Source organism: Nocardioides psychrotolerans, from assembly GCF_900113685.1.
Taxonomy (GTDB): domain Bacteria; phylum Actinomycetota; class Actinomycetes; order Propionibacteriales; family Nocardioidaceae; genus Nocardioides; species Nocardioides psychrotolerans.
Map to the genome: position 1 here is coordinate 79,371 of NZ_FOQG01000016.1, position 19,255 is coordinate 98,625.

The window sequence follows — 19,255 nt, forward strand, 5'->3', positions numbered from 1 at the left end:
GACAATGAGCCCGGCCTCGCCGGGGCCATCACTGGCGACAGACATTGCGGAGGATGACGTGCTCGAGTTCGACGTACTGGTGGAGATCCCCAAGGGGGAGCGCAACAAGTACGAGGTGGATCACGAGAGCGGGCGCATGCGCCTCGACCGGATGCTCTTCACCTCGACGCAGTACCCGGCCGACTACGGCTACATCGAGAACACCCTCGGCCAGGACGGCGATCCGCTCGACGCGCTCGTGCTGCTCCAGGCCCCCACCTTCCCGGGCTGCCTGATCCGCTGTCGCGCGATCGGCATGTTCCGCATGACCGACGAGGCCGGTGGCGACGACAAGGTCCTTTGCGTGCCCTCGACCGACCCGCGCCAGGAGCACCTGCGCGACATCGCCCACGTGCCGAAGTTCGACCGGCTCGAGATCCAGCACTTCTTCGAGGTCTACAAGGACCTCGAGCCCGGCAAGTCCGTCGAAGGCGCCGACTGGGTCGGCCGCACCGAGGCCGAGGCCGAGGTCCACGCCTCGTTCAAGCGCTTCAAGGACACCGGCGGCACCCCGCACCACTGATCACCGTGGGCGAGGAACGGGTCAGCCCTTGACCGCCCGGAAGTAGCCCATGGCACCCGAGCGGTCGAGGGTGATCTCGACGCACCGCTGGCCGCCGAGCCACCGCTGGACCTCCTCGCCGGTGCAGCTGGGGCCGAGCAGTCCCGCGAGCCGACCCATCTGGCGCATCGGCTGGTGCTGGAGCCCGGTGTCGTTGAGGATCGTGCTGCCGGTGATCACGCCTCCGGGGCGCAGCACGCGCACCATCTCGACCACGGCACGCGCCGGGTCCGGGAAGCAGTGCAGCCCGGTGAAGGACACCACCAGGTCGAACTCGCCGTCGGCGAAGGGCAGCTCGCCCACGTCGGCCAGCCGTGGCTCGACCTGGTCCTCGAGGCCACGCTCGTAGGCCGCATCGAGGGTCCGGTCGAGCATCTTCTGCGCAATGTCGGCCGCGACGTAGCGCACGCCCTGTCCCTGCCGGAGACCGCGCAGCGCCACCCCACCACCGCACGGTACGTCGAGCGCGGCGCTGCCGGCGGGCAGCCGACCGGTCTCCGCCGCCGCGGCGTAGAGCTTGCGCAGGTCGCTCTGGATCGCGACCGCCCACAGCGCGCCGCCCACCCGGGGGTGCTCGACGGTCCAGTCGTAGAGCGTGCCCCAGAGCGGGTCGTCCGACCAGCCGCCGAGACCGACACGGGAGAGCCCGGGGAGCCTCACGGGGTGACCGGCCCGACGGGACCGACCAGCTCCGGCGAGCGCAGCATCGCGTCGGGCACACCGAACGCGTCGACCAGGTCGCCGGCCAGCGGGCGGATCTTGCGGCACAGCGACGACACCTCGCGGCTGATCGCCTTGCTGCGCTGGCTGGTGAGGCGGCCGTGCTCCATGAACCAAGCCCGGTCGGCCTCGATCGTGGCGAGCGCGTGCAGGTCGCAGAGCAGGTTGAGGGCCACCTTGAGGTCCCCCTCGGGCAGGTCGCGCGCCTTGTCGACGAACGCCTCGAGGACCAGCCGCTCGACGTGGGCGCGGGCCGCGCCGATGACGTGGTCCTGCACGCGGGAGAACACCACACCGGGGTTCATCCCCTGGTCGATGCCGCGCTTGAGCCGCCTGGCGACCCCGCCGAGCATGTGCTCCTCGCGGAAGCGCAGCATCGCCAGCTGGTAGTCGGGATCGAGCAGCCCGGCCTCCTGGTCCCAGCCGTCGTCGCCGCCGGGCAGGACGTCCTTGATGCGCTCGAGCAGCTTGTGGACCGCCGTACGCTCCAGGACCGTCTCGACGGCCAGCCCGGCGACGAACTTCACCATCCCGAACTGGTCGAGGTCGGAGAAGTCGCTGGAGTAGTCGGTCAGCAGGCCCTTGGCGACCAGCTGGAGCAGGACGTGGTTGTCGCCCTCGAAGGTCGTGAAGACGTCCGTGTCGGCCTTGAGCGCGGTGAACCGGTTGATCGCGAGGTAGCCCGCTCCCCCGCAGGCCTCCCGGCACTCCTGGATCGTGCGGGTCGCGTGCCACGTGCCGTAGGCCTTGGTGCCGGCGGCGCGGGACTCGAGCTCGCGGCGGGTGTGCTCGTCGTCGGTGATGCCCGAGAAGACGTCGTGCAGCCGGGAGGCCACGACCTCCTGCGCGAAGTGCAGGGCGTAGGTGTCCGCGAGCAGCGGGAAGAGCCGGCGCTGGTGCATGCCGTAGTCGAGGATCAGCTCCTCCTCGTCCTCGCTGCTGGCCTCGAACTGCCGGCGCCGCAGGGCATACTTCGTCGCGATCGCCAGCGCCACCTTGGACGCGTTGATGCCGGCGCCACCCACGCACACCCGGCCCTGCACGAGGGTGCCGAGCATGGTGAAGAAGCGCTTGTTGGGGTTCTCGATCTCGCTCTCGTAGACGCCCGAGGGCGTCACGTCGGCGAAGCGGTTGAGCAGCGCCGTGCGCGGCACCCGCACCTGGTCGAACCACAGCCGTCCGTTGTCGACGCCGTTGAGGCCCATCTTGAGACCGTCGTCCTCGATGCGTACGCCGGGGCACGCGGCGCCGCCCTCGCGGATCGGCACGACGAACGCGTGCACGCCCTCGGACGTGCCGCCCACCTCGAGCTGGGCGAAGACGACCGCGACGTCGGCGTGCTCGGCCGCGTTGCCGATGTAGTCCTTGCGCGCCTCGTCGGTGGTCGTGGTGATCACGAACTCCTGGGTCGCCAGGTCGTAGGTCGCCACGGTGCCGAGCGCCTGCACGTTGGACCCGTGGCCCGACTCGGTCATCGCGAAGCAGCCCATGAGCTCGCCGGTGACGAGCCGCGCGAGGTAGGCGTCGTGGTGAGCCTTGGTGCCCAGCTGGAGGATCGCGCCACCGAAGAGGCCGAACTGCACGCCGACCTTCACCAGCACCGAGAGGTCGCCGAAGGCCAGCGTCTCGAAGGCCGCGACGGACGCGCCGATGTCGCCACCGCCGCCGTACTCCTGCGGAAAGCCCATGCCGGTCTGGCCGGTCGCGGCCATCTCGACCACGATCTCCTTGACCCGCTCGCGGAAGTCGGCACGTGACAGCGTCTCGGCCTCCTCGAGGACGCTGGCGTAGTCGTCGAGGTTGCTGCGCACGAGGTTGCGGACCTCGGCGTACCTGCCGTCGAGGAGTGCCTGGAGCGCGGGGACGTCGACCTCGGGCTGGACATAGACGCCCTCGGCGCCCTCAGGTGCCGGTGCCTGCGGCGGTGCGGTGTCGGTGGCCATGGACCAACGCTAGCGAGTCAGGGTCAGGGAGGGATCAGGGACGGGCGAAGAAGTTGGGAGGCGTCCAGTAGTACATGGAGGCCTCCTGCACCGGCTGACCCGTGCGCGGGGCATGGATCATCTGCCCGTCGCCGATGTAGAGCGCCACGTGGTAGATCGACGAGGGGTCGGCCGAGGAGCCCCAGAAGAGCAGGTCGCCCGGGGCGAGGTCGCCCGAGGAGACCGGCGTCGAGGCGTCGTACTGCGCCACCGAGTAGTGCGGCAGCGACGTGCCTCCGCGCTGCCAGGCACCCATGGTGAGACCCGAGCAGTCCCACGAGCCGGGTCCGGCGGCGCCCCACACGTAGGGCTCGCCGATCTGGTCGCGGGCGAAGGCGATCGCGGACTGTGCTCCGGACGCCGCCGGTGGCGGGTCGTTGCTGGGCTCCGGCTCCGGAGCGGGCTCCGGGGCCGGGGTGGGCTCGGGGGCCGGGGTGGGCTCGGGCTCGGGAGCCGGGGCGGGCTCGGGCTCGGGAGCCGGGGCGGGCTCGGGGGCGGGGGTGGGCTCGGGGGTGGGCTCGGGAGCCTGCTCCTGAGCGGCCTGCTCCGTGGCCTGCTGCTCGGCGGCGGCAGCAGCGGCGGCGGCGGCGGCCTGCGCGGCGGCGCGCTCGAGGCCGGCCTGGCGACGGGTGGCGAGGTCGACGCTGATGTCCTGGAGCTCGGCGAGCCGGACCAGCAGTGAGGACTTCCCCGCCGCGACGGTCAGTGCCTCGGCGGCGGCACCGTCGGCGGCGGCCTGGGCCTGGTCGCGGGCCTGGTGGGCGGCGGTCTCGGTGGCCTCGGCCTCGGCCCGCGTGTCGGTGGCCAGGTTGCTCGCGACCTCGGCGGCGGTGGCGGCGACGCGGAAGTCGTCGTACTTGCCGTCGAGCGCCTGCTGGGTGTCCTGCATCGTGCCCATGCGCTCGACCACGTCGAGGATGCCCTCGGACTCCATGACGCCGGACAGGGCGTTGAGCTCCGGCATCGCCTCGTAGGAGGTCACGACCGACTCCGCGTAGGTGACGCGCAGGCGCTCCTGGTCCTCGAGCGCGACCGTCTCGATGTGCGCGGCCCTGCGGGCGGCGATCCGAGCCTGGGCGGCCTCGTAGCGGGCGCCGTTGAAGCCCTCCGCCGCCTGGGCCGCGGCGATCGCGGCAGCCCGCAGCCGGTCGTTGGCGGCGCCCAGCGCGGCCTGGACCGAGGCGATGTCGTCGCCTGCGCTGGCGACCGCACGCTGCGCGTCACGGACCTCGGCGCGGCTCGGGACGTCCTGGTCGGCGTGGGCGACCTGGGCGGTCGCGGAACCCGCGGCGAGGATCAGGCACAGGGTGGTGGCGGCTGTCGCGCGGGAGCGCACGGCGGACTCCAGACATGTCGGGGAAGCGGGCAACTCGCAGCACGCTAGTGCTCACCAGTCACAAACGCCACAATCTTCCCAACTTTCTTGCGGCTCTTCGGCGTGTCGGCTTGCAAACTACACGAATGTTATTCTCGAGCTTGGTCGGACGGCGGGACCCTTGTAACACGTCGTCACCCCATCTGGAAGGCCGTCGCAACGTGCTGGTAGATGCGGGGACGACGTGTTACATGACCGGCGGGCGCCCAGCAGCCACCCCCGCCCGACCGGACGCAGCTCCGCTGTGGAGCGGTCAGACCCGCTCGACCGGGACGGCCGAGGTGGTGGTCGTGGGGTGCGACTGGAGGCTCCGCCGTTCGAACTTCTGCCCCGTGGCGATGCCGCCGAGGTAGAAGGCGACGAAGGCGATCATGATCCCGGCGATGTCGTCGGCGAGGTAGTGCCAGCCGAAGTAGAGGGTCGCGACGATGGTGATCGCGAAGTTGGCCCAGAAGACGATCTTGAGCAGGCGGCTGCGCAGGGTGAACTGCACCATCAGGGCGATCAACAGCGTGATGGCGGTGTGCAGGCTGGCGAAGCCCGCCACGGACTGCACGACACCGGTGACACCACCGTGGATGACGTCGACCCGGTCTGCGGCCAGGGCGTTCATCAGGTCGGTGGTGGGGGTGCGGTCGAGGCCCTGGTAGCGGGAGAAGTACTCGAAGCCGGGGCCCTTGGTGGGCAGCGCGTAGTAGGACAGCGTGCCCAGGGACCAGGCGATGCACTGCGACGTGGCGAACCAGTAGCCGAAGGAGATGTTGCGCGACCACACCAGCCAGGCCGTCAGGGCGAGCGGCACCAGCGGCAGGAACCAGACGTAGATCGTGGACAGGAAGTGCGCCGAGACGCCCTGGCCGAGGATCGCGTGGAGGACCACCGGCGGGTCGGCGCCGAAGAAGAGGACGCGGTCGAGATACATCAGCTCGCGGTCGTACTCGACGTCCGGTCTGGCGATCGGCAGGCAGGACTTGAGGTTGCGATAGCTGACGTAGGTGACGTAGAAGGACACGATCCCGAGCACCACCAGGGTGATCCGCTCGCGGCCCCAGTGGGTGCGGATGCGCTCGCGCACGATGGGCAGCATCGCCTTCGGCTTCAGCCGCGAGAACCACAGCGTCCGGGGCAGCAGGTCGAGCAGACCGGCGCCGAAGAGCAGCAGCGGCAGCCGCAGCCACGACGGACCGAGGAACGAGCCCTCGGGATCGAGCAGCGGGCGGTCGTAGTGGCGCGAGACGACGAACGCCAGCACGCCCATGACGAGGGCAGTGCCCACGAGGAGGACATAGGCACGGCGATACACGGTGGTCAGTGTAGAGAAGCCTCTTGCAGGAGTCTCATCCGATCACCGCGAGGCGCGAGCGGTCCACGGACAGCCGCACCGGCTCCCCTGCGCTGGGGTGGGTGTCGACAGCCGCGACGGCGTCCAGCTCACCGAGTCCCTCGAGGTCCACCACGAGCCGCACCTGGTCCGGCGTGACCCGCGCGGAGACGACGACACCGACCAGCGGATCACCCCGGGTGAGTGCCGCCGGCGGGGAGACGTCCACGGTCAGCGCCGATCGTCGTACGGCGACCGCTCGGGCCGGTGCCAGCCCGGCGGCGATCAGGAGGCGTGCGGCAGCCGGCCCCTCGAGCACGCGGGCGTAGCCGAGGAAGAGCGCGGTGGCCGGGTCGACGGGCGCGCGCCAGACCTCGTCGATCGCACCGCTCTGCACGAGCCGCCCGTCGCGCATGACCGCGAGCCGGTCGGCGACCGTGTAGGCCTCCTCGTGGTCGTGGGTGACCATGAGCGCGGTCGTCCCGGCGGTGACCAGGATCTCCCGCAGCTCACCGGCCAACCGCTCGCGCAGCCCGGCGTCGAGCGCCGAGAGCGGTTCGTCGAGCAGCAGCAGCCGCGGCTCGACGGCCAGGGACCGCGCCAGGGCGACCCGCTGGCGCTCGCCGCCGGAGAGGGTCGAGGGCAGGCGGTCGTCGTAGCCCTCGAGGCCGACGAGCGCGAGCAGGTCACGCACCCGGGTGGCGGTGTCGCGCGCCCGCCGCAGCCGCAGGGCGTAGCCGACGTTGCGCGCGACCGTGAGGTGGGTGAAGAGCTGCCCGTCCTGGAACATCAGGGCGAAGCCGCGCTTGTGGGTCGGAACGTGCGCGAGGTCCTCACCGGCCCAGGCGATGGTGCCGCGGGCGGGCTCGAGACCGGCGACCGCGCGCAGCAGGGTCGACTTGCCGGAGCCGGAGGGGCCGAGCACCGCCAGCACCTGCCCGGCCGGCAGCTCGAGGGAGACGTCGACGACGGCCGGCACCCCGTCGTAGTCGACCGAGACACCGGTGAGGGACAGGCTCATCAGATCGCTCCCAGGGACGGCACGCGCAGCCGCTCGACCGCCGCCATGACGACCGCGGTCGTGACGGCGAGGACGACGGAGGCGGCGAGGGCCATGCCGTAGTTCATCGCACCCGGGTGCCCGATCAGCCGGAAGATCACCACGGGCAGCGTCGGGTGGTCGTCGCGCGCAAGGAACGCGGTCGCGCCGAACTCCCCCAGCGAGGCGGCGAACGCGAAGCCGGACGCTGCGACCAGCGGCTTCCACAGCACCGGCAGGTCGACGGTCATGACCGCCCGCAGGGGACCGGCGCCGAGCGACGCAGCCGCCTGGCGCTGCCGGTCGTCGATGCCGTCGAGGACCGGCACCAACGTGCGTACGACGAGCGGGAGCGCGACCAGCGCCTGCGCGAGCGGCACCAGCAGCGGGGAGTCACGCAGGTCCAGCGGGGGTGAGTCGAGGGTGATCAGGAAGCCGAAGCCCAGCGTCGCGGCGGAGACCCCGAGCGGCAGCATGAAGAAACCGTCGAGCAGCCCGCGGATGCGGCGCTCTGCCCTGGAACGCCACCGACGCGTGACCGCGAGGGCGACCAGGAGCCCCAACGAGAGGGACATCCACGTCGCGTCGACCGCTGTGCGCAGGGAGGTGGCGAGCGCCTCGGTGACCGGCACGAGCAGCGCCTGCTGGGAGCCGGTGGTCGTGAGCGCGCGGTAGTTGTCGAGGCTCCAGGCATCACCGACCTGCAGCGACCCGACCAGCAGGGTGACCAGGGGTGCGGCGACGAAGACCAGCAGCAGGCCGGTCGCCACCAGCTGTCCGAGGTCGCTGCGGCGGGGGCGGCGAGGACGGGCGGGGACGCGGACGATGCTCGGATCGGCGCTCGCGCGCAGTCGTCCGGCGATCGCGAGGAGGACGACGACCGCGACCAGCTGCACGATGGACAGCGCGGCGGCGCCGGGCAGGTCGAGCAGGTCGGTCGTGAGCAGGTAGATCTCGGTCTCGACCGAGGAGTACTGCGTCCCCCCGAGGGTGAGCACGACGCCGAAGGACGTGGCACAGAAGAGGAAGACGACGCTCGCGGCCGACACGATGGCCGGTCGCAGGCTCGGCAGCGTGACGGTGAGGAACACCTGGCGCGGGCTGGCCCCCAGCGCCGCGGCCGCCTCCGCCGGGCGGGCGTCCATCGACTCCCACGAGGCACCGACCGCACGGATCACCACGGCGGCGTTGAAGAACACCAGGCCGGCGAGGATCGCGACCGGCGTGCCGTCGAGGCCCAGGAACCCCAGCGGGCCGGCCTCACCCAGGAGCTGGCGGAACGCGACGCCGACGACGACGGTCGGCAGCACGAACGGCACCAACAACGCCGCCCGGACCGCGCGCCGCAGCGGGAAGTCCAGGCGGTGCAGGACGTAGGCCGCCGGCAGCCCGACCGCGACAGCGAGCAGCGTCGCCACCCCGGCCGACCACACGGTGAACCACACGACGCGACCGGTGCGCGGGCGGGTCAGCACGTCGAGCACCTCGCCGGGGGCGAAGTCGCCGTCGGGCCAGAAGCCCCGCGCCACCATGCCGCTCACGGGCAGCACGAAGAAGACGCCCAGCACCGCGACCGGCACCAGGGCCAGGCCGATCAGGGTGACCGGGCGTCTCCACGTGGTCATCAGGGGTTCATCGCTGGAGGGTCAGCCGGTCGTGACGTCGCGCCACTGCGTCAGCCAGTCGTCGCGGTTGGCGGCCACCTCGGCCGGATCGACCTCCCACGGGTCGGTCGGCTGCTGCGCGAAGGTCGCCCAGTCCTCGGGCAGCGCGGTGCCCTCGGCGACCGGGAAGACGTACATGCTGTCGGGGAGCGCAGCCTGGACCTCGGGACCGGTCAGGAAGTCGACCAGCGCACGGGCACCCTCGGGGTTGGCGGCGCCGGCCAGCACGCCGGCGTACTCCACCTGGGTGAAGCAGGTGTCGAGGAGCGCGCTGGTGGTCGTGCCGCCCTCGCCGTCGACGGTGAACGCCGGGGAGGAGTCGTAGGACAGCACGATCGGGCGGGTGCCCTTGCCCCCGCCCTGGGTGAAGTCGCCCTGGTAGGCCTCCGACCAGCCGCTGGTGAGCAGCGCCCCGTTGTCCATCAGGTCGGCCCAGAAGTCGGGCCACGCGTCCCCCTTCGCGGCGATCGTCGTGAGCAGGAACGCCAGCCCCGGCGAGCTCGTGGCGGCCGAGGGCAGCACGAAGAGGTCCTCGTACGTCGGGTCCGTCAGGTCGTCGAGCGTCTCCGGCGGGGCGATCCCCTCGGTCTCGAACCAGGTGTCGTCGACGTTGACGCACACGTTGCCGTTGTCGACCGGGGTGAGCGCGTGCTCGTCGTCGCCGTCCAGGTCGAAGTCGGACACGCCCGCGGGGGTGGTGTGCTCGTAGCCCTCGAACACGCCCTCCTCCAGCGCCCGCGACGCGAAGGTGTTGTCGACGCCGAACGCGACGTCGCCGGTCGGGTCGTCCTTGGTCAGCACGAGCTTGTTGGTCAGCGAGCCGGCGTCGCCGGAGGCTCGGACCACCAGCTCGAAGCCGGATTGCTCCTCGAAGGCCGCCCGGACCTCGTCGGGCAGCACGAAGGACTCGTGCGTGACCAGCACGACCTCGCTCCCCGCCTTCGCGGTGGCCTGTTCCTCATCGTCACCGGTGCCGATGAGTGAGCAGGAGGCCGTCGCGAACGCACACGTGAGCAGGACAGCAGAAATGGACTTCATGTGACTCCCTTCGCCGGTGCTAACCGGAGCAGGTTCGAGGGTCTGCGGCTCTTCCGCACTCTCAGCAAGCTCGCGCTTGCTCCCCTGTCGTGAACTGCCAGACTAGCGACCGCCGTCGTGTGGCCGGTCACCCGGCCGAGTCGGCGCGATGTTGCACTGCCGAGTCGGCGCGATGTTGCACTGCCGAGTCGGCGCGATGTTGCACTGCCGAGTCGGCGACCCGTCACGCCTGGAGCGGGCGCCGCATCGGCAGGTGCGCGATGCCGTCCTCGAGGAACTCCTCGCCCTCCACGACGAAGCCGAACCCGGCGTAGAAGCTGGCCAGCGGCGACTGGGCGTCGAGCACGACCTCGCGGTCGGGGCAGACGCTGAGCGCGGTCTCCATCAGCGGCGCGGCCAGGCCTCGGCCGCGCGCACCGGGGGCCAGCACGACGCGGCCGATGCGCCACACCGTCGGGTCGTCGAGCACGCGGGCGTAGCCGAGGAGGTCACCGTCGTCTTCGCCGGCACGGAGCAGCACGTGGCGGGTGCCGGGCTCGGTGTCGCGGCCGTCGAGATCGGGATAAGGGCACTCCTGCTCGACGACGAAGACCTCCTGGCGCAGCCGCCACACGGCATAGGCACCGGCGGGGTCGAGGGTGGCGAAGGGGATCGCGGCGATGTTCATCGGAGGAACTCCAGGGTGCGTCGGAAGGCCTCGCGGGCCTCGGGGATCAGCGGCAGGATCGGGTAGACGTGGATCAGGTCGGGCTCCTCGACGTAGGTGAGGTCCCACGTCGACCCCGCGGCGCGGTCGGCCAGGAGCCGGCAGCCCGCCACGAGCAGGTCACGGGTCCCGCAGAACATCAGCGCGGGCGGCAGCCCGTCGAGGTCGGCCAGCGCCGGCGACGCCTCGGGGCTCCTCAGTGCGTCGGACGACCCGGCCCACCACTCGGCGTACGACCGCAGCTTGGAGAGGGACAACCACGGGTCGATCGAGTCGAGCGCCTCGGTCTCCGGGGTGCTGGTGGTCAGGTCCACCCACGGGGAGATGAGCAGCAGGTGCGAGGGCTGCGGGCCACCGCGGTCACGGAGGGTCTGCGCGAGCGCCAGCGCGTAGCCACCGCCGGCCGAGTCGCCCGCGAGCACCAGCGGGCCCTGCCTGGCCCAGCGCGAGGCAAGGTCGGCCAGCGCCTCGTGGGAGTCGTGCGCCGTGTGCTCGGGCGCCAGGGGGTAGGCCGGCATCACGACGCGGGCGCCGAGCTCGCGGGCCAGCCGGGTCGCGTAGACGACGTGAGTGCGGTCCATCGGTGCCACGAACCCGCCGCCGTGGACGTAGAACAGCGTGCGCGTGATGCTCACGCCGCGGGGCGTCAGGACGTACGCCGGGAAGTCGCCCGCCGGGCCCGTCACCGTCTCCGTCAGCACCGCGACGTCCTTGTCGAACCCGCGGATCCGCCTGCTCGGCAGGTCCGGCTGCACCTGCCCCCACGCGGTGTGCCGGACCTCGATGCGCGCCCGCTCCTGCACCGGGCTGTCCAGCTCGCGGGACCCGCGGATCCTCGGGACCGCGAAGGCGAGCAGGGCATGGCGACGACTCGGCATGGCGGCGAGCCTTCCACAGCCGGGCCGTCGCTCCGGTGCACGCAGGGCGGGCCGAGTCGGCGCAATGTGTCGTCGCGGCACCCACGGTGCAACATCGCGCCGACTCGGCAGTGCAACATCGCGCCGACTCGGCAGTGGGGATCAGCGCGCGTCCAGACCAGTGGACCCCTCCTGACGTCAAACCCGGACGCCGGTCCTCGCCGCACCTACGTTGAGCGCGTGCCGATACCCCCTGCCGCATCCGTTGCCGTCGCATCCGTCCCCGCGGCCTCCGTCCTCCGCGCCTGCGCGGTCGCCACGCTGACGCTCCTGCTCACCGCGACCGCCACCGTCACCGCCACGACGAGCAGCGCCCAGGTCGGGTCGGCAGCCCTGACGCGCGACGAGCGGCGGGCCCCGCTCCAGGCGGCCCCGCCGTCCTACGCGATCGTCACCGACGGCGACGTCACCGACCTCGCGCGGCGCGGCGACACGATCTTCGTGCGCGGCGACTTCACCCGCATCGGTCGCTTCACCGGTTCCGGTCTCCCCCTCGACCCCGCCACGGGGGCCCGCACGGAGGCGCCTGCGCTCGACGGCCAGGTCTCGGTCGTGGTCGCGGACGGCGACGGCGGGTGGTTCGTCGGCGGCAACACCGCGAGCGTGGACGGCCACCGCTTCGGCGGCGTGCTGCACGTCGCTGCCGACGGCACCGCCGACCCGGCCTTCGCGCCGCGCGTGCGGGGGCTGGTCAGCGCGCTCGCGCTGGACGGCGAGACCCTCTTCGTCGGGGGGCTCTTCGACTCCGTCGACGACAGCGAGCGCCGCAACCTCGCGGCCATCGACACCACGACCGGCGACGTCACGCCCTTCCTCGCCCCACGCCCCGACCGGGTGACCGAGCTGGTGGTGACCGACGATCGGCTCTACGTCGGCGACGGGTCGCTGATCGCGGTCGACCCCACCACCGGCGCCCGCGACGAGAGCTTCGTCGCCGCGCTCCCGGGCGAGGTCCGGGCCCTGGCTGCCGAGCCGGACGGCACGCGGCTCTACGTCGGCGGCCGCGGCCTGGTCGCGCTGGACCCCGACACCGGCGACGCCGACCCGACGTTCGCCCCCACGGCCACCCCCTACGGACAGCTCGGCGGCGTCGTCCACACGATCCTGCCCAGCGGCGGTCGACTCTTCGTCGGCGGCGGCTTCGGCTCCCTCGGCGAGACGCCCGGTCCGCTGGTCTCGCTCGACCCGGCCACCGGCACCGGTGACCCCGCCTTCGCGCCGGCGGTCACCGACCTCGGCGACGGCCCCGACCGGGGCGTCTTCGACCTCGGCATGGTCGGTGACGAGCTCTGGGTCGGCGGGCTCTTCGGCAGCGTCGGCGCCGCGCCGGCCACCAACCTCGCGGCGGTCGACGCCAGCACCGGTGCCCGCGCGAGCAAGGCCCTCGACCATCTCGACGGTCAGGTCAACGCGGTCGAGCCGTCCGGCACCGGGCTCTACGTCGGCGGCCAGTTCTTCATGGCCGGCTCGGTCCGCGCCAGCGGCACGGCCGCCCTCGACGCCAACACCCTGCTTCCCCGCGCCGGCTTCCGCGGACACCACGTGCTGCGGTTCGGCTCGATGGTCCCCGGTCGTCGAGCGGTCTATGTCGCCCGCACCAACTTCCACGGCTACGACCGCTTCGAGCACGACGCCGGTGGTCGCTGGTACTCCCCCACCCGGCTCGACGTGCGCGCCTTCGATCCCGCAACCGGGGAGCCGATCGACCGCCTCGCCGTGACCGGCGTACAGAACCTGAGCGGGGTGACGACCCTCGGCGACCGGCTCTACGTCGCCCAGCGCCTCGACAACCGCGTGCGCTTCCCCCGCAACCAGATCACCGCCTACTCCCAGCGCACGGGCGAACGACTCTCGAGCTTCGTGCTGCCCCTGAAGGGCTACGTCACCGAGCTCGGCACCGCCGGCAACGACCTCCTGGTGGCAGGCAGCTTCCGTCGTACGCGCCCGGGTGGCCAGCCCGCCCACCTCGCCCTGCTGCGGGTGCGCCCCGGCAACGGGCACGTCCGCAACGGCTTCGACCCCCAGACCAACGGCCCGATCTACGACATCTCCCGCCAGGGCGACGACGTCTACGCCGCCGGCATCTACCGCACGGCCGGCTACGGCAACGCCTTCAAGCCGGGCTTGGCCCGCTTCACGCTCGACCGCGAGTGGCCCGGGACCCTCGACCTGCGCGACACCTTCCGACCGCCGTCGCACCGGCTCTCCCACGACGGCACGGTCGTGGCGCTCGGTGGCGTGGTCATGACCAACGGCTGGACCAACCGGTTCCTCGACGCGGTCAGCGGAGAGCCGGTCGAGGACCCGCTCGACGGCTACGGCCGACAGACCTCGCTGGCCCTGCCGTACGGCGAGTCGCTGGTCTACCTCGGCGAGCTCTACCTGCCGCTCGCGGCCGACGACTACTACGCGTTGTCGTTCATCTCCCGCACGGGCGGCTGAGGCCCGGCCGCGAAGACGACACCGTCGGGGTGCTCCTCGCGCGTTGCCCGACCGCGCGCGACGAGCAGCTCGAGGTGGGCCTTGGTCTCCATGGAGGCCATGCCCTGGCTGAAGACGTCGAGCTTCTCGAACGGCGTCTCGTGGCGGGTCCAGCCCAGCCCCTGCGCCACGTCGTAGGACGTGCGCGGACCACCGGCCAGCAGGTGCAGGCTCTCGGCCAGGCGACGTTCGTGGTGCACGAGGAGCTCGTCGACGCGGGTGTGCGAGGACGGGGCGACCGGACCGTGCGCCGGGAGGATCGTCAGGTCGGGCAGGCCGCGCACCTTGGTCAGCGAGGCCATGAAGTCGCCCAGGGGCTGGTCGGTCGGCGGGACCGTGAAGCCGATCGACGGCGTGATCGTGGGCAGCACGTGGTCGCCCGCGAAGAGCAGACCCGCGGCCCGGTCGGCAAAGACGAAGTGCCCCGGGGTGTGACCGGGCGTGTGGACCGCGTCGATGACGCGGGTGCCGACCTCGAGCTCCTGGTCGCCGGAGAGCCAGGTGTCGGGGTGGGCCCACATCGCGGGGTCGGGCAGGTCGTCGCCGTCCATGCGCACCCACTGGTCCGCCACGTCACGCGCGCCGGCCGAGACGAGCACCGCCACGAACGGGTTGGCGCTGAGCTGGCCGACGCTGTGGAGCAGATCGATCGCGGGCAGCTCATCGAGGCCGAGGGAGACGTCGGCGCCCAGCTCGGTGCCGAGCACCCGGGCCATCGTGTAGTGGTCTCGGTGGACGTGCGTCACCAGGAAGCGGCGGATGTCGCCGAAGCCGTAGCCGACCTCGCGCAGGCACCGGTCCAGCAGCTCGCGCGCCACGGGGATCGACCAACCGCCGTCCACGAGGGTCAGCCCGTCCCCGGTCTCGATCGCGTAGACGTTGATGGCGCGCAGGCCATCCATCGGCAGCGGCAGCGGGATCCGGAAGATCCCGTCCGCGACGCGCCAGGCACCCTCGGCCGTCCAGTGCTCGCCGGAGTCCGGCGAGACGGCGTACGCCGTGCTGACGCCGGGGTCCCGGCCCGGGCCCTGGCCCTGGCCGGGGATGGGCGGGGGTGCGGAGTCGGGGATCACGGCGCGACGTTACGCGCCGACGTCGGGGAACCCGAGGTCCAGGGTCGGCTGCTGGATGCCGCCGTCGACCTCGAGGAGCTTGCCCGTGACGTACTGGCCGGCCTTCGAGGAGAGGTAGAGCACCGCGGCCGCGATGTCCTCCGGCTCGCCGACGCGCCCCAGCGGGGTCTTGGTCTCGAGCTGGTCCATCATCGCCGGCTGCCCGGCGACGTACTCCAGGGCGCTGGTCATGATCGAGCCGACGTAGATGCCGTTGACGCGGATCCGCGGCGAGAGGTCCTGGGCCGCCATCTTCGTCCAGTGCGCCAGCGCGGCCTTGGCCGTGCCGTAGGCGATGAAGCCGCGGTCGGCGGTGCGACCCATCATCGAGCTGATCGTGACCACGCTCTTCTGCGCCTCCGGGGCCGTCTCGAGCATGAGGGGCACGGCCGCACGGGTCAGCGCGTGCGCGGTGGTGACGTTGAAGCTGAACGCCTCGTTGAGGAACTCGTTGCTCGTCTTGAGGAACTCCGTGGGGAACGTCCCGCCGACGTTGTTGACGACCGTGTCGAGGCGACCGAACTCGTCGTACGCCGCCTGGGCGAGGCCCGCGACCGCGTCGAGGTCGCTGAGGTCGGCCGCCACGACGAGGCAGCGCCTCCCGGTGGCGCGGACCTGCTCGGCCACGACGTCGAGCTGCTTCTCGGTGCGCGCGGAGATCAGCACATCGGCACCGGCCTCGGCGAGCGCGACGGCGGTGGCGGCGCCGAGGCCCCGGCCCGCGCCGGTGACGATGGCGACCTGGTCGGTGACGGTGAAGCGGTCGAGGATGCTCACCTGCTCACCAGGCCGCGGCCCGTGACCAGCGGCAGGTCGATCGCAGTGACCAGGCCCGGCGGTGCCGCGACGACGGCCGGGAGGGCGTTGATGATGCGCTGGGCGGTCGTGATCATCCCGGAGACGTTGTGGTCGCCGTGCTCGCCGTGGTGGGTGAAGTCGACCTGCATCATCGGCTCGCCGGAGATCTTGACCCGGTAGCAGCCGTCCCCGCCCGCCGGCGGCGTCTCCCACTCGGGGACCTGGTCGGGCGCCGTACGGGTGACGTGCTCGAGGACGACGCGCGGCGTGCCGTCGACCTTGCCGATCAGCTGGAAGCGGACCGCGCCCATCGTGCCGGCGGCGACGTCGCCGGAGACCGACGGCGTGTCGACCTCGGCTGCGCGGCGGTCGACCTCCTCGGTCAGGGGCTCGTCGAGGACGATGTCGAGGCCGGCGGCGATCTGGCGCACGACGCTGCCCCACGCCATCGTGAGGATGCCCGGTTCCCAGAGCATCGCCCTGAAGTCCATCGGCTTGCCGAAGCCGAACATGTCGCCCATGACGACCGGCTGGTAGTAGGTCGAGTAGTCGCAGATCTCCATGACCCGCACCTCGTCGATGCGCTGGGAGAGGCTCGTCATCACCAGCGGCAGGATGTCGTTGGCGAAGCCGGGGTCGATCCCGTTGACGTGCAGGCTCGCGCCGCCGGCCTTGCACGCGTCGTCGATGCGCGCGATGAACTCCGGCGGCAGGATCTTCTCGGGCCACTGCAGCAGCACCGGCCCGCTGCTGGTGACGTTGATGCCGGCCTCGACGAAGGAGATCAGGTCCTCGATGCACTCGAAGACCCGGTCGTCGGCCATCGCGGTGTGCACGATCGCGTCAGGCTTCATCGCGATCAGCGCGTCACGGTCGGTGGTGGCCAGCACCCCGAGCTCGCGGCCCATCTCGGCCAGGATCCCGGCGTCCTTGCCGTCCTTGTCCGGGTTGGACACCCACACGCCCACCAGCTCCAGGTCGGGGTGGGCGTCGATGCCGGCGATGGCGTGGCGACCGATGGTCCCCGTCGACCAGACAACGACACGGAGCTTGCGGTCAGGCTTGGCTTGCGACATGGCAGTCAATCTAGAACACGTTCTAGATTTGGGGAAGGGTCCCGGCCCATGTAACACGTCGTTACCGCAACAAGCACGCCGTTGCAGCGGGCGGGAGGATGGCGTCACGACGTGTTACATGTTCTCGATCGCCCGCGACCCCGCCCCCAGCCGCCCTCAGGCCGGCGAGACCACCGGGCACCGGGTGCCGGAGTAGATCGTCGGCATGCAGCGGTTGCAGTGGATACACACGCCGGCGGTGGCGCGGCCGGCGGCGAGCTTGTTGACCAGGTCGGGCTCGCGCAGGACCGCGCGACCCATGGCGACGAAGTCGAAGCCGGCCCCCATGGCGCGCTCCATGGTGTCGACGCGGTTGATGCCGCCGAGCAGCATCAACGGCATCGAGAGTCCCGCGCGAAAGCGCATCGCCTTCTCCCAGAAGTAGGCCTCCTCGAAGTCGTAGTGCTTGAGGAAGCCCTTGCCCATGGGCGTGCGCATCCCGAGTCGTACGACGGGCGGCATGGAGGCTGCGAACTCCTTGAGGGGGACGTCCCCCCGGAAGAGGTACATCGGGTTCATCAGCGAGCTGCCGCCGCTCATCTGGAGCGCGTCGAGACAACCGTCGGCCTCGAGCAGCTGGGCCAGCTCGAGTCCCTCGTCGGTGGTGACGCCGCCGCGGAAGCCGTCGCTCAGCGACACCTTCGCGGTGACGGCGACCTCGGAGCCGACCTCGTCGCGCACGGCCTGCGCGACCTGGCGGGCCAGCCGCGCGCGGTTCCCCAGCGAGCCGCCCCACCGGTCCTTGCGGCGATTGAGGCCCGGCGCGAGGAAGGACGAGATCAGGTAGCTGTGGGCCATGTGCAGCTCGAGCACGTCGAAGCCGGCGTCGACGAGGGTGCGCGCCGTGGCGACGTAGGCACGGGTGACGCGCGTCAGGTCCTGCTCGGAGGCCGCGCGGATCATCTGCATGGACAACGGGCTCGGCATCCGGCTGGCACTGATCGCCTTGACCCGGTTGGAGCGGCCGTTGGCCACCGGGCCGGCATGCCCGACCTGCCCCGCGATCGCGGCACCGGTCTCGTGGATCGCGTCGGCGAGCCTGGCCAGCCCGGCCGCGGTCGACGCCCCCACCACGATCTGCTCAGCGTGCGTGCGCCCCTCGGGCGCGACGGCCAGGTAGGCCACGGTCGTCAGGCCGATCCCGCCCCGCGCGACGGCGAGGTGGTAGTCGATCAGGGCGTCGGTCACCTGGCCGTCGGGGGCGCGCCCCTCGAAGGTCGCGGCCTTCACCGTGCGGTTGCGCAGCCGCACCGGGCCGAGGGTCGCGGGGGCGAAGACATCAGGGACCATGCGAAAACAATAACGTGTTCTAGTTTTGGTCGTGACACGATCACCCCGTGACCGACCCGACCGCGGACACCCCCCGCACTGTGGCCACCGCCCGCACTGTGGCCACCGCCCGCACCGTGGCCACCCTGCGGGCAGCGGGTTGTGTCTTCGCCGAGGAGGAGGCGGCCCTGCTTAGCGCCGAGGCCCGCGACCCGGGCCACCTGGACACGATGGTCGCCGCTCGGGTCGCCGGGCTCCCGCTCGAGCAGGTGGTCGGCTGGGCCGACGTGGAGGGGGTCCGGGTGCGGATGCGCCCCGGTGTCTTCGTCCCCCGCCGCCGCAGCGCGCTCCTCGTGCGGCTCGCCGCCGCGGAGGTGCGCACCGGGCACGAGACCGTGGTCGACCTCTGCTGCGGGTCCGGCGCGCTGAGTGCGGCCCTGCTCGCCCACCACCCCGACCTCGACCTCCATGCCTCCGACGTGGACCCCGCCGCGACCGCCTGCGCCCGCAGCAACCTGCCGCCGGAGCGCGTCCACGACGGCGACCTCTACGACGCGCTGCCACCTCACCTCCGGGGGAGGATCGACGTGCTGGTCGTCAACGCCCCCTACGTCCCGACCGCGGCGATCGCGACCATGCCGCCGGAGGCGCGCGATCACGAACGCCACCTGGCGCTCGACGGCGGCGCTGACGGGCTCGCCGTACAACGTCGGGTGATCGCACTGGCGCCCACCTGGCTGGCGCCCGGCGGCCTGCTGGTGCTGGAGACCGGGCGGACGCAGACGGCCACCGCCGCCGCCCTGATGGAGGACGCAGGCCTGGACCCGCACCAGCACGGCGCCCCCGACATCGACGGCTGGGCGATCTCGGGGCGGCAGGTCTAGACCTCACGCGGTCGGGCGTTTTCGGCAAGCCCACCCCGGGCACCACCCCTCACGTCGGCGGCCCCATCGGGCTTGGCGCACGCTGCGCGGACCGGGGGACCCGAGCAGCAACCGTGACGGGTCGCCGACCAACCAGCACCGAAACGGCTAGGGTCCCGGAGCATGCGCACGACACCCTGGGCGAGGTCTCCGCGGGCGAGGTCTCGGTGGGCGAAGTCCCTGTGGGCCGACCG

At 72.0% G+C, this 19,255-nt stretch carries 16 protein-coding genes and 1 riboswitch; of the genes, 3 read left to right on the forward strand and 13 right to left on the reverse strand.

Translation table 11 applies throughout. The features are described 5' to 3' along the window. Positions 1 to 4 precede the first annotated feature (4 nt). Complete coding sequence (locus BM204_RS17530) at positions 5 to 562, forward strand: inorganic diphosphatase (RefSeq protein WP_091116052.1); 558 nt, start codon at positions 5 to 7, stop codon at positions 560 to 562. Positions 563 to 583: 21 nt separating this feature from the next. On the opposite strand, the gene BM204_RS17535 is transcribed toward BM204_RS17530, so the two are convergent. The 9 genes from BM204_RS17535 to BM204_RS17575 form a co-directional block, all read right to left on the reverse strand. Further along, complete coding sequence (locus BM204_RS17535) at positions 584 to 1,261, reverse strand: class I SAM-dependent methyltransferase (RefSeq protein ID WP_170259204.1); 678 nt, start codon at positions 1,259 to 1,261, stop codon at positions 584 to 586. Next, the gene (locus tag BM204_RS17540; protein WP_091116058.1) at positions 1,258 to 3,264 is read right to left on the reverse strand and encodes an acyl-CoA dehydrogenase family protein; all 2,007 of its coding nucleotides are present in this window, start codon (positions 3,262 to 3,264) and stop codon (positions 1,258 to 1,260) included. The genes BM204_RS17535 and BM204_RS17540 overlap by 4 nt, the downstream gene beginning before the upstream one ends. Before the next feature lie 34 nt (positions 3,265 to 3,298). Continuing rightward, positions 3,299 to 4,639 carry a C40 family peptidase gene (locus BM204_RS17545; protein WP_091116060.1) on the reverse strand — a complete coding sequence of 447 codons (1,341 nt, stop codon included), beginning with the start codon at positions 4,637 to 4,639 and terminating at the stop codon, positions 3,299 to 3,301. A gap of 292 nt (positions 4,640 to 4,931) precedes the next feature. Further along, the gene (locus BM204_RS17550) at positions 4,932 to 5,981 is read right to left on the reverse strand and encodes a phosphatase PAP2 family protein (protein ID WP_246166351.1); all 1,050 of its coding nucleotides are present in this window, start codon (positions 5,979 to 5,981) and stop codon (positions 4,932 to 4,934) included. Between the two features lie 34 nt (positions 5,982 to 6,015). Beyond that, positions 6,016 to 7,020 (reverse strand): ABC transporter ATP-binding protein, encoded by a 1,005-nt coding sequence (locus BM204_RS17555; RefSeq protein ID WP_091116062.1) that lies wholly within the window; start codon positions 7,018 to 7,020, stop codon positions 6,016 to 6,018. Continuing rightward, positions 7,020 to 8,663, reverse strand: a complete 1,644-nt coding sequence (locus BM204_RS17560) for an ABC transporter permease (protein ID WP_091116065.1) — start codon at positions 8,661 to 8,663, stop codon at positions 7,020 to 7,022. The genes BM204_RS17555 and BM204_RS17560 overlap by 1 nt, the downstream gene beginning before the upstream one ends. Before the next feature lie 21 nt (positions 8,664 to 8,684). Then, positions 8,685 to 9,740: a thiamine ABC transporter substrate-binding protein gene (locus tag BM204_RS17565; protein WP_091116067.1), complete on the reverse strand. Its 1,056-nt coding sequence runs from the start codon at positions 9,738 to 9,740 to the stop codon at positions 8,685 to 8,687. Beyond that, positions 9,729 to 9,836: riboswitch (TPP riboswitch) on the reverse strand. (Overlaps the previous gene by 12 nt.) Before the next feature lie 127 nt (positions 9,837 to 9,963). Continuing rightward, positions 9,964 to 10,407 (reverse strand): GNAT family N-acetyltransferase, encoded by a 444-nt coding sequence (locus tag BM204_RS17570; RefSeq protein WP_091116069.1) that lies wholly within the window; start codon positions 10,405 to 10,407, stop codon positions 9,964 to 9,966. Next, the gene (locus BM204_RS17575) at positions 10,404 to 11,324 is read right to left on the reverse strand and encodes an alpha/beta hydrolase (RefSeq protein WP_091116072.1); all 921 of its coding nucleotides are present in this window, start codon (positions 11,322 to 11,324) and stop codon (positions 10,404 to 10,406) included. The genes BM204_RS17570 and BM204_RS17575 overlap by 4 nt, the downstream gene beginning before the upstream one ends. A gap of 219 nt (positions 11,325 to 11,543) precedes the next feature. Between BM204_RS17575 and BM204_RS17580 the strand changes: the two genes are divergently transcribed. Beyond that, a complete protein-coding gene (locus BM204_RS17580; protein WP_091116074.1) occupies positions 11,544 to 13,805 on the forward strand; it encodes a PQQ-binding-like beta-propeller repeat protein in 2,262 nt (753 codons plus the stop codon). Here the strand turns inward: BM204_RS17580 and BM204_RS17585 are convergent. From BM204_RS17585 to BM204_RS17600, 4 genes are all read right to left on the reverse strand, one after another. Continuing rightward, positions 13,769 to 14,917, reverse strand: coding sequence for an MBL fold metallo-hydrolase (locus BM204_RS17585; RefSeq protein WP_246166354.1), 1,149 nt, complete (start codon positions 14,915 to 14,917; stop codon positions 13,769 to 13,771). The two genes, BM204_RS17580 and BM204_RS17585, sit on opposite strands and share 37 nt — an antisense overlap. Positions 14,918 to 14,926: 9 nt before the next feature. After that, positions 14,927 to 15,733 (reverse strand): SDR family oxidoreductase, encoded by an 807-nt coding sequence (locus BM204_RS17590; protein WP_091116076.1) that lies wholly within the window; start codon positions 15,731 to 15,733, stop codon positions 14,927 to 14,929. Next, positions 15,730 to 16,830 carry an NAD(P)H-dependent amine dehydrogenase family protein gene (locus tag BM204_RS17595; protein ID WP_091116078.1) on the reverse strand — a complete coding sequence of 367 codons (1,101 nt, stop codon included), beginning with the start codon at positions 16,828 to 16,830 and terminating at the stop codon, positions 15,730 to 15,732. The genes BM204_RS17590 and BM204_RS17595 overlap by 4 nt, the downstream gene beginning before the upstream one ends. Positions 16,831 to 16,986: 156 nt before the next feature. Beyond that, positions 16,987 to 18,159: an oxidoreductase gene (locus BM204_RS17600; protein ID WP_091116080.1), complete on the reverse strand. Its 1,173-nt coding sequence runs from the start codon at positions 18,157 to 18,159 to the stop codon at positions 16,987 to 16,989. Positions 18,160 to 18,206: 47 nt separating this feature from the next. Here BM204_RS17600 and BM204_RS17605 point away from each other — a divergent pair, with 47 nt between their 5' ends. After that, a complete protein-coding gene (locus BM204_RS17605) occupies positions 18,207 to 19,022 on the forward strand; it encodes a putative protein N(5)-glutamine methyltransferase (protein ID WP_246166358.1) in 816 nt (271 codons plus the stop codon). Positions 19,023 to 19,255 lie beyond the last annotated feature (233 nt).